The 16,676-nt window shown below is 63.6% G+C and carries 14 protein-coding genes; 3 read left to right on the top strand and 11 right to left on the bottom strand.

What is annotated here, in order from left to right:
- Window positions 1-12 precede the first annotated feature (12 nt).
- The 4 genes from hpaD to F3J17_RS29445 are packed head-to-tail and all read right to left on the bottom strand — an operon-like array spanning window position 13 to window position 3,927.
- A complete protein-coding gene (hpaD, locus tag F3J17_RS29430; RefSeq protein ID WP_167067675.1) occupies window positions 13-876 on the bottom strand; it encodes a 3,4-dihydroxyphenylacetate 2,3-dioxygenase in 864 nt (287 codons plus the stop codon).
- A 36-nt stretch (window positions 877-912) separates the two neighbouring features.
- Complete coding sequence (gene hpaE / locus F3J17_RS29435; RefSeq protein WP_167067678.1) at window positions 913-2,379, bottom strand: 5-carboxymethyl-2-hydroxymuconate semialdehyde dehydrogenase; 1,467 nt, start codon at window positions 2,377-2,379, stop codon at window positions 913-915.
- 7 nt (window positions 2,380-2,386) lie between these two features.
- Complete coding sequence (locus F3J17_RS29440) at window positions 2,387-3,160, bottom strand: fumarylacetoacetate hydrolase family protein (protein ID WP_167067681.1); 774 nt, start codon at window positions 3,158-3,160, stop codon at window positions 2,387-2,389.
- On the bottom strand, window positions 3,157-3,927 hold the full coding sequence (locus F3J17_RS29445) for a fumarylacetoacetate hydrolase family protein (RefSeq protein ID WP_167067684.1): 771 nt from the start codon (window positions 3,925-3,927) through the stop codon (window positions 3,157-3,159). The genes F3J17_RS29440 and F3J17_RS29445 overlap by 4 nt, the downstream gene beginning before the upstream one ends.
- Window positions 3,928-4,119: 192 nt before the next feature.
- Here F3J17_RS29445 and hpaR point away from each other — a divergent pair, with 192 nt between their 5' ends.
- Window positions 4,120-4,515 carry a homoprotocatechuate degradation operon regulator HpaR gene (gene hpaR, locus F3J17_RS29450; protein WP_167067845.1) on the top strand — a complete coding sequence of 132 codons (396 nt, stop codon included), beginning with the start codon at window positions 4,120-4,122 and terminating at the stop codon, window positions 4,513-4,515.
- 83 nt (window positions 4,516-4,598) lie between these two features.
- Here the strand turns inward: hpaR and F3J17_RS29455 are convergent, their stop codons facing one another.
- Both F3J17_RS29455 and F3J17_RS29460 read right to left on the bottom strand, forming a co-directional pair.
- A complete protein-coding gene (locus tag F3J17_RS29455; RefSeq protein ID WP_167067687.1) occupies window positions 4,599-4,910 on the bottom strand; it encodes a thioredoxin family protein in 312 nt (103 codons plus the stop codon).
- 59 nt (window positions 4,911-4,969) lie between these two features.
- Window positions 4,970-5,770 (bottom strand): class I SAM-dependent methyltransferase, encoded by an 801-nt coding sequence (locus tag F3J17_RS29460; protein ID WP_167067690.1) that lies wholly within the window; start codon window positions 5,768-5,770, stop codon window positions 4,970-4,972.
- Between the two features lie 549 nt (window positions 5,771-6,319).
- Here F3J17_RS29460 and F3J17_RS29465 point away from each other — a divergent pair.
- A complete protein-coding gene (locus F3J17_RS29465; protein WP_240161204.1) occupies window positions 6,320-6,607 on the top strand; it encodes a hypothetical protein in 288 nt (95 codons plus the stop codon).
- 30 nt (window positions 6,608-6,637) lie between these two features.
- Here F3J17_RS29465 and F3J17_RS29470 read toward each other — a convergent pair whose 3' ends face one another.
- From F3J17_RS29470 to F3J17_RS29490, 5 genes are all read right to left on the bottom strand, one after another.
- Window positions 6,638-7,861 carry a crosslink repair DNA glycosylase YcaQ family protein gene (locus F3J17_RS29470; RefSeq protein WP_345891268.1) on the bottom strand — a complete coding sequence of 408 codons (1,224 nt, stop codon included), beginning with the start codon at window positions 7,859-7,861 and terminating at the stop codon, window positions 6,638-6,640.
- Between the two features lie 58 nt (window positions 7,862-7,919).
- Window positions 7,920-9,695, bottom strand: coding sequence for an FAD-dependent oxidoreductase (locus F3J17_RS29475; protein ID WP_167067696.1), 1,776 nt, complete (start codon window positions 9,693-9,695; stop codon window positions 7,920-7,922).
- 69 nt (window positions 9,696-9,764) lie between these two features.
- The gene (locus F3J17_RS29480; protein ID WP_167067699.1) at window positions 9,765-10,754 is read right to left on the bottom strand and encodes a DedA family protein/thiosulfate sulfurtransferase GlpE; all 990 of its coding nucleotides are present in this window, start codon (window positions 10,752-10,754) and stop codon (window positions 9,765-9,767) included.
- Between the two features lie 422 nt (window positions 10,755-11,176).
- Entirely contained in the window at window positions 11,177-11,422 is a 246-nt protein-coding gene (locus F3J17_RS29485; protein ID WP_167067702.1) for a hypothetical protein, read from the bottom strand.
- Window positions 11,423-11,945: 523 nt separating this feature from the next.
- Window positions 11,946-13,592, bottom strand: coding sequence for a methyl-accepting chemotaxis protein (locus F3J17_RS29490; RefSeq protein WP_167067705.1), 1,647 nt, complete (start codon window positions 13,590-13,592; stop codon window positions 11,946-11,948).
- Window positions 13,593-14,046: 454 nt separating this feature from the next.
- Between F3J17_RS29490 and vgrG the strand changes: the two genes are divergently transcribed.
- Window positions 14,047-16,674, top strand: a complete 2,628-nt coding sequence (gene vgrG, locus F3J17_RS29495; RefSeq protein WP_167067708.1) for a type VI secretion system Vgr family protein — start codon at window positions 14,047-14,049, stop codon at window positions 16,672-16,674.
- The last annotated feature ends 2 nt before the right edge of the window (window positions 16,675-16,676 follow it).

Here is a 16,676-nt window from a genome sequence, read left to right on the forward strand (position 1 = left end):
CTCCTTCGTCTTTCAGCGCGGCAGCGGCGTGACGGGCAGCACGGCGTTGATCTGCCCGGTGCCGGAACTGCCGAAATATGGCGTGATGACTTCGGCGCGGCCTTCGTATTGATCCCAGCCCAGCGCGCCCAGCAGCATGGCGGTGTCGTGCATGCCGCCTTCGCCCCAGCACTTTTCGTTGTAGAGCGGCAGCATTTCGCAGAAGGTCTTCCAGTCTCCGCGTTCCCACATCGACACCACGTTGCGGTCGGTCTGTTCGAGGAACGGGTCCCAGACCTTGTGCATGAACTGTTCGGCGGTGCCGTTGTTGGCGAAGTGATGGCTAAGCGATCCGCTGGCGAGAATCGCCACCGTGCCGTCGTAACGCTCCTCGATCGCGCGGCGCACTGCGAGGCCAAAGCGCGCGCTGGTGGCGAGGTCGTGCCACATGCACCAGCCTGCCACCGATACGGTCTTGAAGTGCTGATCCGCGTTCATATAGCGCATCGGCACCAGCGTGCCGTATTCGAGTTCGAGCGTGGTCTCGCTGTGCGCGCGGCTCTTCACGCCCATCTCGTTCGCGACATCGGCGATCAGATGGCCGAGCTTCGCGTTGCCGGGATACTCGTACTCCATGTTCTTGATGAAGTGCGGTAACTCGTTGCTGGTGTAGTTGCCCTCGAAATGCGGTGCGCAATTGATGTGATATTCGCTGTTCACGAGCCAGTGCACGTCGAACACGACAATCGTGTCCACGCCCAGCTCGCGGCAGCGCCGGCCAATTTCCTTGTGCCCGTCGATAGCGGCCTGACGACAGCCCTTATGCGGGCCGTCCAGCTCCGATAGATACATCGACGGAACGTGAGTGATTTTTGCTGCCAGCGCGAGTTTGCCCATCGCTGTGTCTCCTGTGTTCTGTACCGGCAGCCCGGATCAGGCGCCCCAGCGCGGGATGTGATGCGAGCCCAGCGACACGCACACGTTCTTCGGCTCGAGAAACACCTCGTAGCTCCACGTGCCGCCCTCGCGGCCCACGCCCGACGCCTTGGTGCCGCCGAACGGCTGACGCAGATCGCGCACGTTCTGGCTGTTCACGAAGCACATGCCTGCTTCCACGGCGGCGGCGACGCGCAGCGCGCGGCCGGTGTTTTCGGTCCAGACGTAGCTGGACAGACCGTAAGCGATGTCGTTCGAAATGCGGATGGCGTCGGCTTCATCCTCGAAGGGAATCAGGCAGGCGACCGGCCCGAAGATCTCTTCCTGGGCGATACGCATGCGATTGTCGACGTCGACGAATACCGTCGGTTGCACGAAGTTGCCTTTTTTAAGGGCTTCCGGCAAGTCGGGCTGCTCCAGACCACCGCACGCGAGCGTGGCGCCTTCCTTCGGACCCAGCTCGATATAACTACGCACTTTCGCCAGATGTCCCTGGCTGATCATCGGGCCGACTACCGTTTTTTCGTCGAGCGGATCACCCACGGTGATGCGCTTCGCACGCTCGATAAAGCGCTCCGCGAATTTCGCGTAGATCGAACGTTGCACCAGAATGCGTGAACCCGCGGTGCAGCGCTCGCCGTTGTTCGAGAAGATCATGAACACGGCGGCGTCGAGCGCACGCTCGAAATCGGCGTCGTCGAAGATCACGAACGGCGACTTGCCGCCCAGTTCCATCGAGAACTTCTTGAGGCCCGCGCTCTGTACGATGCGATTGCCTGTAGCCGTCGAGCCTGTAAACGAGACGGCGCGCACGTCCGGATGCGCAACGAGCGGTTCGCCCGTTTCCTGGCCGAAGCCATGCACAACGTTCAGGACACCTGCGGGAATCCCAGCTTCCAGCGCAAGCTGACCGAGCATCGACGCCGTGAGCGGCGACAGTTCGCTCATCTTGAGCACGGCCGTATTGCCGAATGCGAGACACGGCGCAACCTTCCACGTGGCCGTCATGAACGGCACGTTCCACGGCGAGATCAGCGCGCACACGCCGGTGGGATGAAACAGCGTGTAGTTCAGATGCGTGCTGGTGGGGTAGGTATGGCCGTCCACCGCCGTGCACATCTCGGCAAAGTAGGTGAAGTTGTCGGCGGCGCGCGGCACCAGTTGCTTGCCCGTCTGCGAAATCGTCTGGCCGGTGTCCTTCGTTTCGGTCTGCGCGATCTCGGGCACGTTCTTCGCGATCAGCTCGCCGAGCTTGCGCACGAGTTTCGCGCGTTCCGCTGCGGGCTTTGCGGCCCACGCGGGAAACGCGTTCTTCGCCGCGCTCACTGCGAGATTGACTTCTTCCGCGCCGCCGCGCGCGACTTCCGCGAGCACGTCCTGGTTCGCGGGATTCACGGTTTCGAAGTAGTCGCGGCTCGCGTGGGCGCGGCCGTCGATCAGGTGTTCGATACGCTCGGTAGACATGGCGTGTTCATTCCGTCGTGGTGGCGCGGCCGAAATCGGCATCGGACGCAATCGTGTTGACAAGGCGGCCGAGGCCGTCGATTTCGCAAATCACTTCGTCGCCGGCATTCACGTTGACGACGCCTTCGGGCGTACCGGTGAGGATCACGTCGCCGGGCGCGAGCGTCATGAAGCCGCTCAGATATTCGATCAGTTCCGCAATGCCGGTGACCAGGTCGCGCGTGTTGCCGTGCTGCTTGAGTTCGCCGTTGACGAAGGTGCGCAGATCGAGGGCGTTGACATCGGCGATATCGGCGGCATCGACAAACCACGGGCCGAGCACGGTGCCGCCGTCGCGGTTCTTCACGCGCAGATTCGGCCGGTAGTAGTTCTCCAGATAGTCGCGGATCGCGTAATCGTTCGCGATCGTGTAACCGGCAACGTACTGCATGGCATCCTCACGCGTCACATTCTGCGCCGCGCGACCGATCACGACGGCCAGTTCGCACTCGTAATGCATGAAGGTGACGTCGGCGGGGCGGCGCGTAAAGCCGCGATGGCCGATCACGCTGCCTGGTCCCTTGAGGAACACCAGCGGTTCTTCCTGCTTGCTGAATTGCAGTTCTTTCGCGTGTTCGGCGTAGTTCAGGCCGAGCGCGAAGATCGTGCCGGGTTCGAACGGCGCGAGCCAGACCACTTCGTGTTCCTCGCGCACGCGGCCATCGGCCAGACGTACACGACCGCCTGCTTCCGGATACGCTTCGTGAATGGCGCCTGCGTAGGCGACGCGTCCTCGCATCATGCTGTGGCTCCTTGTGCGGCGTGAGGCGCGATGAATTCGACGGCAAGTGACGGCCATCCTTCAATCGATATCGTTGCGCGCGCACCTTCATGCGCGACGGGCGAGCCGTGCGGCACGCCTAAGGTGATGACATCGCCGGGCGCAAGCGTCATGAAATCGGTGACGTCGGCGAGCAGTTGCGCGACCTTGCGCACGCTCGTGGCGGTATTCGCTGAGAAGCGCGCCGCACCGTCGATATCGACGTGGATCGCCAGATTGTCTGGATCGGCGACATGGCGGCGCGCGAGCACCGTCGGGCCGATCACGCAGAAGTTGTCGCGCGCCCGAAAGCGCACGGACGGCCGATAGACGCTTTCGTGCGGCACGCTCAGATCCGCAACCAGCGTGAATCCTGCGATGTAATCCAGCGCCTCGCGCGCCGCGACGCGGGCGGCGGTGCGCCCGATCACGATGCCCAGCGACGCGCCGACCTGCACGCCTTCCGCGCCCGGCACGACGACGCGCGCGCGGTGGCCTGCAAGCGTATTGCGCGGCTTCAGATAGAGAATGGGTGCGCGCGGCGGGGCCTTGTACGGCGGCGCATTGACGGCGTCGCCGAGCGCTTCGAGCGCGTGGCGGTCGTTGAGCAGCGTGCCATACACAGCGCCGGAAACCGGCGCGCGGCAGCGTGCGCCGCCTTCGAGCAGCGCGCGGGCCTGCGCCGCGCTGACGTCGCGGGGCAGGGCTTCACCTTCCAGATGCAGCAGATGATCGTCTACGGAAAACATGGCGTGGGTCGCTTTCCCGGAAAACACTAATATGTGAGTGATTCTGCGCTTGCTATCATCCAGCGTCAACTATCGACGTCGCTTTCGCGGGTTTCCCCTGGGCTTTCGGGAATTCGCTACGGCGTCTTGAACCAGGCCATCATGTCCGATTCCTCACGCACCTCCACACGCGTTGCGCACCGCAACCTGCCCATGCTGCTCCTGCGGGCGCGCGAAAAGATGATGGAGCGCTTCCGTCCGCTCATCACCGCGCACGGGCTCACGGAGCAGCAGTGGCGCGTGATTCGCGCACTCAATGAAAGCGGTCCGCTGGAGCCGCGCCAGATTTCCGATCTGTGCACGATTTCAAGCCCGAGCATGGCGGGCGTGCTCGCGCGGATGGAAACGCTTGGACTCGTGACCAAGGAGCGTTTCGCCGACGACCAGCGGCGCGTGCTCGTGACGCTCACGAAGAAGAGCCATCAACTGGTGAAGGCGATCACGAAGGAACTGGAAGCGCGCTATCAGGCGCTGGAAGAGGAGGTAGGGCCGGAAGTGGTGGAGCGCGTCTATCGCGCCATCGACGATCTGCTGGCCGGGCTTGAGTAAATGTGTGCGCGCCGCGCGAGGCGGCGGCGCCTGGATGACTGAAAGACGGCTAAAGGTGAGGATTTACGGGAGGCTTCCCGCGTTCAGGCTAGCGCGTCGAAAGCGTTGTCGAGTTCGCTCGCCGAGGTGGGCCGCACGATGCGCGCGACTTCCGTGCCGTCGCGCAGAAAAATGAGCGTGGGCCACAGTTTCACGCGAAACGAGCGGCCGAGCGCGCGGCCCGGGCCGTCTTCCACCTTGATGCGACGCACGCCGGGATGCTTCGCGAACGCATCGCCAATCAGCGGCTGCGCGCCCTGGCAGTAGCCGCACCAGTCGGTACCGAATTCGAGTACGGCGTGACCGTGCAGCGCGTCGATCTCCTTGCGGGCCGGGGCTTGGGTGGCATAGCTCATCGCGATTCCTTCCGTGTCAGGACATCGTCATACGATAGCGCAAGCGGCGCGAACGCGCTTCAGCTGGCCTCGCGCGTGGCCAGCGTTACGGTCGATTCGATGCGCTCGACCAGCGAGCCGTCGCTGCCGTGTTCGGCGACGATCGCGTCGATCTGCGCAAGCAGCGTATCGAGCCGTTCGCCCAGCCGTTCTCGCGACAGACTCGACATCGACAGCGGGCGCGCTTTCAGTTGTTCCGCGCTCACGCGCCGGTATTCGATCACCGAAATGCGCTCGATGGCGCTGAACGCCGAGCGCGCCAGCACGTCGGTATGGCTCTCCCATTCCTCCGAGCGGCGCAGCGCGCGCGTGGGATCGCTGTTTGCGTAGCTGTCGAGCAGGTTGCGATATTGCGCGGCCCACGGGCGCTGCGGATCGTCGAGTTGCGCGGTATTGAAGAGCGCGACCGCGCCGCGTTGCGCGAGTATCTGGTCGAGCCGCGCGAGCGTATCCACGCGGTCCATCCAGTGAAACGCGCGGCCGATCACGGCGAGATGAAACACGCCGAGATCGGGCGAGAGATCGTACGAACTGCCCTGGCGATAGTCGATATTGGGCGCGATGCCTGCGCCCAGCTGGGCCGCCACTTCGAGCATCGCCGGTTCGGGATCGACGGCGGTCGCGCCGGCCACCCAGCTTGCGAAAGCGAGCGAAAGCTGGCCCGGGCCGCAGCCAAGATCGAGCAGGCGTTGCGTGCCGTTCAGACCCACGCGCTGCGCGACGCGGCGGATCAGCGCGGGCGAATAGGCGGGACGGCCGATCAGGTAATGCGGCGCGGCGTGGTGAAAACGGTCGGCAACGAAGGGCGTGATCTGGCTCATGGCGCGTGCAGGGCGGGGGGACTCGCACAGTCTGGAGACGCGCGGCGACGGCGTCAAGAAGGCTTGAGGTGAGGGTTTTCGGGAGTGAGGTCGAAAGCTCGCAAAAGCGCACCTTTGGGCTTTTCACGGTGCAGCGCGTTTGCGCCAGAATCGCGGAAAGGCACTGTAAAACAAGCATCAATGTGAATTCGCAGAACTTCTGCACAGGTAACGGACAGGCGCTGTGTGAGCGTCGGAGCGCGCGGTTGTTGATCCAGGGTGAGCGTTTGCGGGAGTAGCTGCAAAACGCCGTGTCGATGGCACGGCGGAATCGCCGGTCATGTCGCCGCCATTCGTGTAAACCGATAAAAACACCTGTTTTTGAGGCTTTTTATTCTTCGTCCACATGAACAACCTCAAACGATGGCAGCGCGCGATCCTGCGCTCCAGACGCAAAGGTGAGAAGATTCGGGGGTGGTCGGGAGGCCATTGGACGGCTGCCTGCGATGGGTATATAACTGCAGTGCGGGATTCTTTCTACGAAGCATTAGCGAGGGGAAACAATTCATCATGACGAGCGACGACACACAAAAGCATGACGCTCAAGCGCCCGGTGCGGGCTTGCCTCAACCCGCGCCGCAAACCGATCTGGACAATCTGAACGCTGCGTTCTCGCATGTCGACGAAGGCGTGAAAAGCGGCAGCATTGCGGCGGGCGCGGCCAAGGGCCTCGTCTTCAGCCTGATCGAAACGCTGGGTGCGCTGGTGGGCGATCCAGACTTGCCCGAACATGCGCGTTCCGGCTATGAAGGTCTGCTCGAAGCGGCGCGCGAACTGCGCGTGAAGCTGGAGCGCTGATTCAATCAAGGCGTTTCAAGGCGATGCGCTTCAGGCATCGCCTGGCGTCTGCGCGAGCAACGCGTTGGCCATACCTTCCGGTGCTTCGCCAATGCGCAATTCCGGCGTCTCATGCCAATCGGCGCAACGTTGCAGCGCGCGCCGCACATCGCTGACGAGCCTTCCGCTGATACGCACGCCCGGCTCCAGATGCAGCGACTTCACTTCGAATATCTGCTGGGCGCGATGCGCTTTGGCGTCCACCCGTCCTACCAGTTTTCCACGGCTCAATATCGGTAGTACGAAGTAACCGTATTTGCGCTTGTGCGCGGGCGTATAACACTCGATCGCATAGTCGAAGCCGAATAGCGTCACCGCGCGCTTGCGGTCCCATATCACCGGATCGAATGGCGAAAGCAGCGTCGTGACCGTCGAAGCGAGCGTGCCATTCGCGGCGGCATCGATGAGCGATGCGTGATCGCGATGCACGAAGGCGTCGGGTTTCCAGCCTTCAACGCGCACGGGGATAAGCTCGCCCGCGTCGGCCAGCGCGTGCAGCGCTTCCCCATAGGGGCGGCGCGGCAGCCGATAGTAGTCGGCGGCCCAATCCGCGCGCAGCACGCCCAGCGCAAGCGCGGTGCGAAGCAGCAGCGTCCGTTCGGCGTCGGCGCGCGTGGGCAGATCGCGCGCATCGTTCCAGTTGGGCAGCACACGTTCGGCCACGTCATAGACGCGCTGGAAGTTGTGGCGCTGCGCCACCATCAGCGCGCCGGTCGCGAACAGCACTTCCAGATGACGTTTTTCGGGCTTCCAGTCCCACCAGCCGCCGCCTTTGTCGCCATCGGCGCGCGCGAAATCGGACGAGCGCACGGGCCCGTTCGCGCGGATGCGTTCCAGGAGCGCGTCGATTTCGCGGCGATGCTTCGCATGCCAGTCGGCAGCATATTTCCAGCCCATGCCCGACGGATCCAGCATGCGATGGCGCAGCAGCCCGTAATCTTCGATCGGCACGAAACAGGCTTCGTGCGACCAGTATTCGAACAGCCGCCCATTAGCGAGATGCGCGTCGAGCCAGCGCATGTCGTACGCGCCGACGCGGCTGAACAGCACGAAATAAGGACTGCGTGCGACCACATGAATCGTGTCGATCTGCAGTTGCGCCATGCGGCGGATCGCGGCCAGCACGTCGTCCTGCGTGGCCTTGCGGCGCGGCGGCGCGAGCAGCCCTTGCGCGGCCAGATGCAGCGTGCGCGCCGCTGCCAACGGCAGCGTCACGCAACTGGCGGCGCTCGACGCGCAACGACTCGCGTCGTTGTCTTCGAGCGCCGCGTCATCACGCATGCAGGCCCGCCATCGCGGCCACCGGCGTGACGGCCTGCTCGGCGGCAGAGGGCATCGCGCCCAGCAGCTGGTGGATCTGCGCGACCACGGCCGCGCCTTCGCCCACCGCTGCCGCAACGCGCTTGGTCGAGCCCGCGCGCGCATCGCCGATTGCGTAGACGCCTTCGACCGACGTCGCCAGGCTGCACGACGCATCGTTCGCGCCGGTCTGCACGAAGCCGTTTGCGTCGAGCGCCACGCCGCATTCGCGCAGCCAGCTCGTGTTCGGGTCCGCGCCCGTGAAGAGGAACAGATGGCGCGCGTCGAAATGGTCGATGCCTTCTGGGCACGGCGCTTTGAGCCGGATCGCCGCGAGCCCGGACGCGTCCTCGTCGAGGCCGCCGATCTCGCTGCGCGGATGCACATTCACGTTCGGCAGCGAAGCGATGCGATCGATCAGATAGCGCGACATCGTCGATTCGAAACCGGCCTTGCGGATCAGCACGTCGATCTGGCGCGCCTGGGTGGAGAGATAAACGATCGCTTGCCCTGCTGAATTGCCTCCGCCGACCAGCACGACGTTTTCGTGCTTGCAGAGTTTGGCTTCCACCGGCGAGGCCCAGTAGTAGACGCCGCGTCCCGTATAGCGGTCGAGCCCGGCAATGCTGGGCCGCCGGTAGATCGCGCCGCTCGCGATCACGACAGTGCGTGCGCGCACATCGCCGCTACAGGTTTCGAGGCGGCGCGGATGTTCGTTGCAATGAAGCTTTTTCACGGAGACCGGAATCGCCACATGGGCGCCGAACTTCTGCGCCTGCACGAACGCGCGGCCCGCGAGCGCCTGGCCGGAAATGCCGGTTGGAAATCCCAGATAGTTTTCGATGCGCGAACTCGCGCCCGCCTGGCCGCCTGGCGCACGCGAGTCGAGCACGATCACCGACAACCCTTCGGAGGCCGCGTAAACCGCCGTGGCAAGGCCCGCCGGCCCCGCACCGACGACTGCCACGTCGTACACGCGCTCGCCGTTGAGTTCGGGCAGCAGGCCAAGACACGTCGCGAGTTCCGGCGCGGACGGATGGCGCAGCACGGTGCCGTCGGGGCAGATCACGAGCGGCAGATCCTCGCAGCGCGCCGCGAAGCGCTCGATCACGCAGAGCATGCTGCTTTCGTCGCGTTCGTCGAGCACTGAATACGGATGGCCGTTGCGCGTGAGGAAGCCTTGCAGCGAGAGCAGCGCGGGATCGTTGTGCTTGCCGACGAGAATCGGGCCGCCGGCGCCTTTTTCGATCAGCGAGACGCGGCGCAGGATCAGCGCGCGCACGATGCGCTCGCCGAGTTCTGCTTCGGCAACGATGGCCGCGCGCAACTGCTCGGGCGGAATCAGGATGGCGTCGACGGGTTCGAGCGCCAGGCCGTCGACCAGCGCCGGGCCGCCCGAGAGCTGGCCGACCTCGGCGAGGAAATGACCCCGACCGTGCTCGACGATCAGACGCTCGCGGCCCAGACCGTCGCGCTGGAACACCTTCACGGAGCCCGCGAGCAGCACAAACATGCCGGGACCGGTTTCGCCGGTGTGGAACAGCAGTTCGCCCGGCTCCCAATGGCGGCGCTCGCCGAAACGCGCGAGGCGCGCGATTTCGTCGTCGGTGAGTTCGGGGAACATCTGGTGCCGCCGCGTGGAGAGCGTCGAGAACGGCGCGTCGGCGGGTTGCGGCTGGGTATCGGAAAGCGTGGATTGCGGGGACGGCGATGCCTCGTAGCGAGGCGGCTCAGTGGCAATGGAGCCCATCAGGCGATTCTCCTCATGCGCGCGGCGGCACGGGGCAGGTCCTGCGTTGGCCCCTGCCGCCGCGCGGAATCAGACAGCTTTCGGCGTGATGTTGACTGGCACTTCGGGATGCTGGGTCATCAGCAGCGATTCGAGCGCACGCCCGGAATCGCGCCAGGCGTCCAGGCCGCCCAGCAGCGGCACCACGTCGACGAAACCGGCCTCGACGAGCTTCTTCGCCATCCAGGCCGCGGAAATTTCATTGGGGCACGAGCAATAGATCACCAGCTTCTGCTCGGGCGGATACTTCGAGAGAATCTCGTCGAGCTTGCGCTCGTCGGCAAACAGCGCGCCCGGGATGATGAACGGATCGAGCTTGCGCTTTTCTTCCGAACGGATGTCGAAAACCACGGGCGGCGGCTTGTTGGCCATCGCGCGGTAGAGATCGTCCACCGTGATGCGCGCGTTCGCGAGCTTCTTGATGAGCTGGCGGCGGCGCTGCCAGCGGTAGGCGGCGTAGACCAGCAGCAGCACCACAACCACCACCAGCGCAAAGCGGCCGAGACGGCTTGCGCCCGCGAGCATCATGTCGATCTGCGGTGCGAACAGCACGCCGATCAGCAAACCGGTGCCGGACCACAGCGCCGCACCAATGCCGTCGAAGCCGACGAACTGGCGATACGGCGTGCCCATTGCGCCGGCCAGCGGCACCGAGACGAGCGAAAGACCCGGCACGAACTTGGCGACGGCGAGCACGCGCACGCCCCAGCGGCCGAAAAACCGTTCGGTTTTCTTCACGCAGGTGTCGCGCGAAAGCGAGAGCTTGCAGAGCGTCTTGAGCGTATTGCCGCCGTAAAGCCGTCCGGCCATAAACCAGACGCTGTCGCCGATCAGCATGGCGATCACGGACAGCCCGAGCACCGGCGCGACCTGCTGGCCGATCGAACCCGGATGCATGGCGGCCATCGCGCCGAACAGCACGAGCGCGGGCATGGCGGGCACCGGCAGGCCGAGTGCGCCTGCAAGCACGTTGAGAAACACGAGCGCAGGGCCGTACTGCGCGATGAGGTCATGTAGCATCGGCTTACTTCCTGCCTTGGGAGCGCCGCGCGGGCAGCGCAAATTGGAAGAGTAACGTAACGATTATGGACGCATTTCGAAGGCGTGCAAGCGAGGCCGCAAGCGCCCTGGAACGCGCGTTGGGGAGCATACGCCCAATGCGGAATCGATGCGCTTAAGCCCCGGCGCGTACGGCGGTCGCCAGAGAGCCGTCACGCACGCACGCACGCGGGCGAGCATGCATGCAACGCGCGGCAGGCGTGTGAAACGGCGCGCTAATAAGGAACTATCAAGGAGCTACCAGGAAACTACTAAGGAAATACTGAAGAAAACAGCAGAAGAACAAGCGTGTGAACGCGCGAAGACACCATGACGGCGCCTTCGCGCACACGGCCCGCACGATACGCAGGCGCGTGGTTAAACCGCAATCAGCCGGCTTCGGCCTAGCGGGTGTGCGATTCCCCAGGTAGCTCGGCGCCTTGAGCGCGGATGGCGGCGATCAGCTCCGCAGGCGTGATTTCATAACGCACTTCGCGGTGGATGCCCGGCTTGCGCTCGTCGATTTCAATCAGCAGCAGGCTCTTGCCGTCGGCCGAAGATTCGAGGCGCAACGAACGCGTTTCGCGGCCGGTGGCGTCGTCATGCTCGGTGAGCAGGGTCATGGTTCCGGAAGACCCGGTCGTGCGCATTGATGTTGTCCTCGTAGGTGGTCGAGCCAATTGTACGGGGTCGGCCGCGCGGCGTCTCAGTGCTGTGAGCGCGGGCGCACATACCGCGCCGCCGCCTGACCCGGCCAGCCAGTTTAACGCGAGTCAACGTTTGCACGAGCATTTTTGCGCGCCCTGCAACGGTGCACCGAACTTGTTTCGCCGCCTGAGGCATTGTCACGGGCATGACGCAAAGGATGCTTAATACGTTTGCAGAGGCGGCAAGGCCTTGCCTGATCGAACGCCGGATCCCGCAAGTTCTCACCTTTCGCGCGGCGCTCCCGCCAAGAAAAAACGGCTCACCCGGTAGAGGCCAGGTGAGCCGTCGAAACGCCGTTGTTACTCGGATCAGACATCCACATGGTGGGTGTCTGACGGTTGCGATATTGCGGGCTGGAATGCCTGCTGTCGAGATGGGACAAATGCCGATCTGTCAGCTTAATCGGAGCACGCGATCCGATTACGGCGGCATTACGGCGTGATGTGCGGCCGCGGCCGCCCGCGATTAAACCTCGGCTTGCTCGCGAGCGTGCTGGGTTCGCGTCGTTCGCGTGACGGGGCGCTTCGCCGGGCTCTTGGGCACGTGAGTATCCGCGCCCGCCACCGTGAAGAGGCGCACCGCCTCGTCCAGTACATCGGCCTGCTCGGCCAGACGCTGCGCCGTGGCCGCGGCCTGCTCGACCAGTGCCGCGTTCTGCTGGGTCGCGCTGTCCAGATGGGCGACCGCCTGATTCACCTGGCGGATGCCCTCGGCCTGCTCGCCGCTGGCGTTGGCGACTTCGACGATGATCGACGAGACGCGGCTCACGGCCTCGTCGATGGCGCGCATCTGCGCGGTCGTGAGGTCGACCAGCTCCGTGCCCTGGGCGATCTCGTGCACGCTGGCATCGACCACCTGCTTGATTTCCTTCGCCGATGCCGCGCAGCGCTGCGCGAGCATGCGCACCTCGCCCGCGACCACAGCGAACGAGCGGCCCGCCTCACCCGCGCGCGCGGCTTCGACGGCCGCGTTGAGCGCGAGGATGTTGGTCTGGAAGGCGATGCCGTCGATCACGCCGGTGATGTCGGCGATGCGCTTCGAGGCGTCGGTGATGCCCACCATCGTGCGCTCCATGCGGCCCGCGATCGAGCCGCCCTGGGCGGCGGCGTCCTGCGCCTCGCGCGCCAGATCGAGCGCGCGGGTGCTGGCTTCGGCGTTGGCCTGTACGGTGGTGGTGAGCTGATCCATCGTGGCCGCCGTCTCTTCGAGCGAGGCGGCCTGCAGTTCGGTGCGGCGCGACAGATCGAGATTGCCGGTCGAGATTTCGTGCGCGGCGTCGAGCATGCCGTCGATCTGCGAGCGCACGTCATAGACGATCGCCGTGAGATTGGCCTGCAGCTGATTGAGCGCCTGCAGCACATCGCCGAGATCGTCCTTCGACGCGATCGCCAGCGTTGCGGTGAGGTCGCCCGCGGCCATGCGAGTTGAAGCCGCCGACATCTGCGCGAGCGGCGCGCCGAGATGACGCGTGGACAGACGCCAGGCCGCGACGCTGCACACGGCGGCCGCGCCGAACGCACACCAGAACGGCGTGGGCGGCAGACCCTGCCACGCGCCGAAACCCGCCGCCGCGAGCGCGGCAGGCACCAGTGCATAGCCGATGCCGATACGCGTGGCGATCGGCAATCGCATGAGCGCCTTGATCGAGCCGATCAGGCCGGTGCGCGTGAGATCGCCTTGTTGCAGACGCACGCCGCGCAGACGGCCCTCGCGCATCTGCGCGTAGAGCTGCTCGGCCTCGCGCACCTCTTCGCGGCTGGGCTTCACGCGCACGCTCAGATAACCGACGACGGTGCCCTGCTCGGACACGGGCGTCACGTTCGCGCGCACCCAGTAGTGATCGCCGGACTTGCGGCGATTCTTCACGAGCGCGGTCCAGGGACGGCCCGAACCGATCGTCGCCCACATGTCGGCGAAGGCCTCGGACGGCATGTCGGGATGGCGAATGACGTTATGCGCCTTGCCGATCAGTTCGTCCTTGGTGAAACCGGAGACGGCGACAAACGCGGGATTGCAATACTGAATACGGCCCTTGAGATCGGTGGCCGAAACGAGCATCTGCGAAGCAGGGTAGTCGAACTCCTGCTGCGTGACGGGTTGGTTGTTGCGCATGGGATTCCTTGCAGATCGGCCGGTCACGGCCCGACAACATGTCGGGATTAACGGCATTTTCCCCACGATCTTTAGGGCTTTTGCGTGCAACAGACCTTTGATTCAGGGCGCATCGGTTGCGAGGCGCGCGTGGGATGCTTGCGTGATCAAGGAAATCTGGAAGGAAGACCGGGAGCTATGCACCGGCCTCGCGAGAAGATCTGTGGATAACATCGAGAGGGGCAACGATCAGAGAGCTTGCCGGATGGGAACATTGATCCAGATTACGCTCAAGAGGACATTTTCACTTGGTCATCCAATCGCGATGACCTCGAAGCCGTAATATAAAAGGCCCACCGCATCCTATTCGACGAAAATGCGATTCAAATATTGTTAGGAATGCATATAAATATGATCTTCGATGTGGATGGTCTGCATAAGCCTCGGGTGATGTGACAAGGAGGGGGTAAAGAAAATGGCAGTACAGGATCCGCTTTCAAGGCTGCTGACAGGACGGCAGGCGTATTTCCTGGAGGTGTCTGGAACGGATAGCGCGTCGCAAATCTCGGTGGTCGCGTTCAAAGCTACGGAAAGGCTGGGCGAGCCAAATGTGGTTCGCATTGAACTGACCCACCCGCAGCAGCTCTCCCGCGCGGAATACCTGAACCGCGAGGGCACGTTCCGGATTGTCGCCGAGGACGCGACGACGAAGCAGTTCTCGGGCTACATCGAGCGCTTCTCGACGGTGCAGACCACGAAGGACTACACGAAGTACGAGGTCGTTCTCAAGTCGCGCTTCGGGCGACTGCAGGCGGGCACTAACACCCAGGTCTTCCAGCACCTCACCATCCCGCAGATCGTCCAGAAGATCCTGCGCGCCCACGGCATCCGCGATCACCAGATGCTGTTCCGGCTGCGCGGCAACTATCCGAAGGTGCTATGGCGCTTCCAGTACCAGATGACCGACTTCGACTATGTGCACATGCTCATGGAGAAGACCGGCATCTACTGCTACATCGTTGAGACGGAGCACGGCGACCAGATCGTGTTCGGTGACGACATCGATCATTACATCTATGATCCGCGCCTGATCGTGCCGTACCGAGAGGCGGCGGGCCTTGAGTCGGGTGGTCTGGAAGCGGTCACGACTTTGAAAACGCACATGGAGATCGTGCCGCAGTCATACCGTGTCGCGGACTACAACCCGGATTCCGCCTGGGAACGTTTTCGCGACGAAGCGAACGTGGCCCCCAGCGACTCGACCACCTACGGCCAGCCGTATATCTATGGCACTGGCCATCTGGACCAGCAAGGCGCGAAGTGGGAAGCGCAGTTGCGCCACGAAGCGGCGCTGGCCCGCCAGGTAATCTACGAAGGCGAGAGCAACGTCATCGCGCTGCAGTGCGCACGCGTGATCGAAACTGACATAGTTCTGCCCGACGCGCCGAAGGCACAGGTCGTTATCGAGATCACGCATCGTGGCGCACGTGACAAGGCTTATTCGAACACCTACAAGGCAATCCCTGCCGACCGGCGCTTCCGGCTCCAGCTTGAGCCGTCTAAATGGGCAAAAATCGCCGGTTCACTGTCAGCACGAATTTGCAGCCCGGACAAATACACCTACAGCTATTTGAACGCCGCGGGCTATTACGTAGTCCGTCTGGATGCAGACTTTGGCCCTTGGCCCAAAGGTGGCGAGAGTGTGCCTCTGCGCCTCGCAAAGCCGTTCGCGGGGAAGCTTCAGACCGGCATGCATTTCGTCGCGCTCGATAACGACGAGGCCACGATCACTTTCCGGGATGGCGATCCGGACAAGCCTGAAATCAGCGGTTTCCATCACCACTCGCAGGCGCGCGACCTGGTGACGAGCGACCGCCGCTGGCTGTCCCGCAACATGATCCGCACGCAGAGCAACAACAAGCTGCGCATGGAGGACTGGGAGGGCCAGGAAGGCGTCAAGCTTTCTACCGAGCATTCGGGCAAGTCGCAACTCAATCTGGGCTATCTGGTCAACCAGAAGCTTGAGTACCGGGGCGAGGGCTATGAGCTGAGGACTTCGGGCTACGGGGTCGAGCGTGCTGGCAAAGGGCTGCACCTGACGACCTATGACTGGCCTTCTGCCACTGGCAAGCAACTCGACATGCAGGAGACCATCGCGCATCTCGAAAGCGCGCTGGCAACTGCGAAGGCGCTGGCTGCGTCCGCGAGCAGCGCGAAGGCTGAGCCTGCTGATACCGACGCGCAGCAGCAGATGAAGGACGATCTGGACGGCCTCAAGAAGCCGGGGCTGTTGATGAGCACACCGGCGTCGGCAGCGCTGGTTGCGGGTCAGAGCGTGCAACTTGCCGCGCAGGGTGACATTTCGGCAGTGGCCGGGAGAAACGCAGACTGGAGCGTACTGAAGCGCTTTACGGTGGCGGCGGGTGAAAGAGTTTCGTTGTTCGCACAAAGGCTTGGCATAAAGGTCTTCGCTGCCAAAGGCCCGGTCGAGATTCAGGCGCAGACCGATGCCATGTCTCTGACCGCCGATCAGGATCTGTCGATATCGACTGTCAATGGCACAGCGCGGATTGTCGCGAAGAAGGAACTTGTCCTGGAGTGTGGCGGCGCGTTCATCCAGCTCAAGGACAGCAGTATTACGCTCGGTGGTCCTGCCGATCTGTTCTTCAAGGTCATTACGATCCAGAAGAAGGGCAAGGCGACACTGAACATGCCGCTGGATCTGACTCACCCCTCACTCTCAGGCTTACCGACGATCCCACTTACGTTGAACGCTGCAGCATCGCCTTCGGCGCGCGCGACCATGCCCGTTGGCATGCCTTACAAACTGTTCGCTGGCGGAACGCTTGTGAAGCAGGGTGTGTTTGACGAGAGCGGGCTGCTTCAGATCGATCACCATCCCACGACGCAGAAGTACGCGCTGCAACTGGCCAACGGCGTCACACACGAAGTCCCGGTCGCAGAAGTGTATCGCGGCAATGTCGCCAACGGCACGCTCGCTAACGATGGCTTTCATTTTCACGAGAGCACGTCCGGCGACGTTGATCGCGCGGAACACCGCGCAACCTATAACAAGCTCCTCAATCCTGATACGGACGTCTGAAA

The sequence above is a fragment of the Burkholderia sp. Ax-1719 genome (assembly GCF_011753055.1).
In the GTDB taxonomy this organism is placed as follows: domain Bacteria; phylum Pseudomonadota; class Gammaproteobacteria; order Burkholderiales; family Burkholderiaceae; genus Paraburkholderia.

Excerpts from the sequence above, each read along its gene's own strand:
- hpaD (WP_167067675.1), bottom strand. The coding sequence starts at position 876 with ATGGGCAAACTCGCGCTGGCAGCAAAAATCACTCACGTTCCGTCGATG.
- F3J17_RS29490 (WP_167067705.1), bottom strand. The coding sequence starts at position 13,592 with ATGCGCAACAACCAACCCGTCACGCAGCAGGAGTTCGACTACCCTGCT.
- hpaE (WP_167067678.1), bottom strand. The coding sequence starts at position 2,379 with ATGTCTACCGAGCGTATCGAACACCTGATCGACGGCCGCGCCCACGCG.
- F3J17_RS29485 (WP_167067702.1), bottom strand. The coding sequence starts at position 11,422 with ATGCGCACGACCGGGTCTTCCGGAACCATGACCCTGCTCACCGAGCAT.
- vgrG (WP_167067708.1), top strand. The coding sequence starts at position 14,047 with ATGGCAGTACAGGATCCGCTTTCAAGGCTGCTGACAGGACGGCAGGCG.
- F3J17_RS29460 (WP_167067690.1), bottom strand. The coding sequence starts at position 5,770 with ATGAGCCAGATCACGCCCTTCGTTGCCGACCGTTTTCACCACGCCGCG.
- F3J17_RS29465 (WP_240161204.1), top strand. The coding sequence starts at position 6,320 with ATGACGAGCGACGACACACAAAAGCATGACGCTCAAGCGCCCGGTGCG.
- F3J17_RS29480 (WP_167067699.1), bottom strand. The coding sequence starts at position 10,754 with ATGCTACATGACCTCATCGCGCAGTACGGCCCTGCGCTCGTGTTTCTC.
- F3J17_RS29475 (WP_167067696.1), bottom strand. The coding sequence starts at position 9,695 with ATGGGCTCCATTGCCACTGAGCCGCCTCGCTACGAGGCATCGCCGTCC.
- F3J17_RS29440 (WP_167067681.1), bottom strand. The coding sequence starts at position 3,160 with ATGATGCGAGGACGCGTCGCCTACGCAGGCGCCATTCACGAAGCGTAT.
- F3J17_RS29455 (WP_167067687.1), bottom strand. The coding sequence starts at position 4,910 with ATGAGCTATGCCACCCAAGCCCCGGCCCGCAAGGAGATCGACGCGCTG.
- F3J17_RS29445 (WP_167067684.1), bottom strand. The coding sequence starts at position 3,927 with ATGTTTTCCGTAGACGATCATCTGCTGCATCTGGAAGGTGAAGCCCTG.
- hpaR (WP_167067845.1), top strand. The coding sequence starts at position 4,120 with ATGCTGCTCCTGCGGGCGCGCGAAAAGATGATGGAGCGCTTCCGTCCG.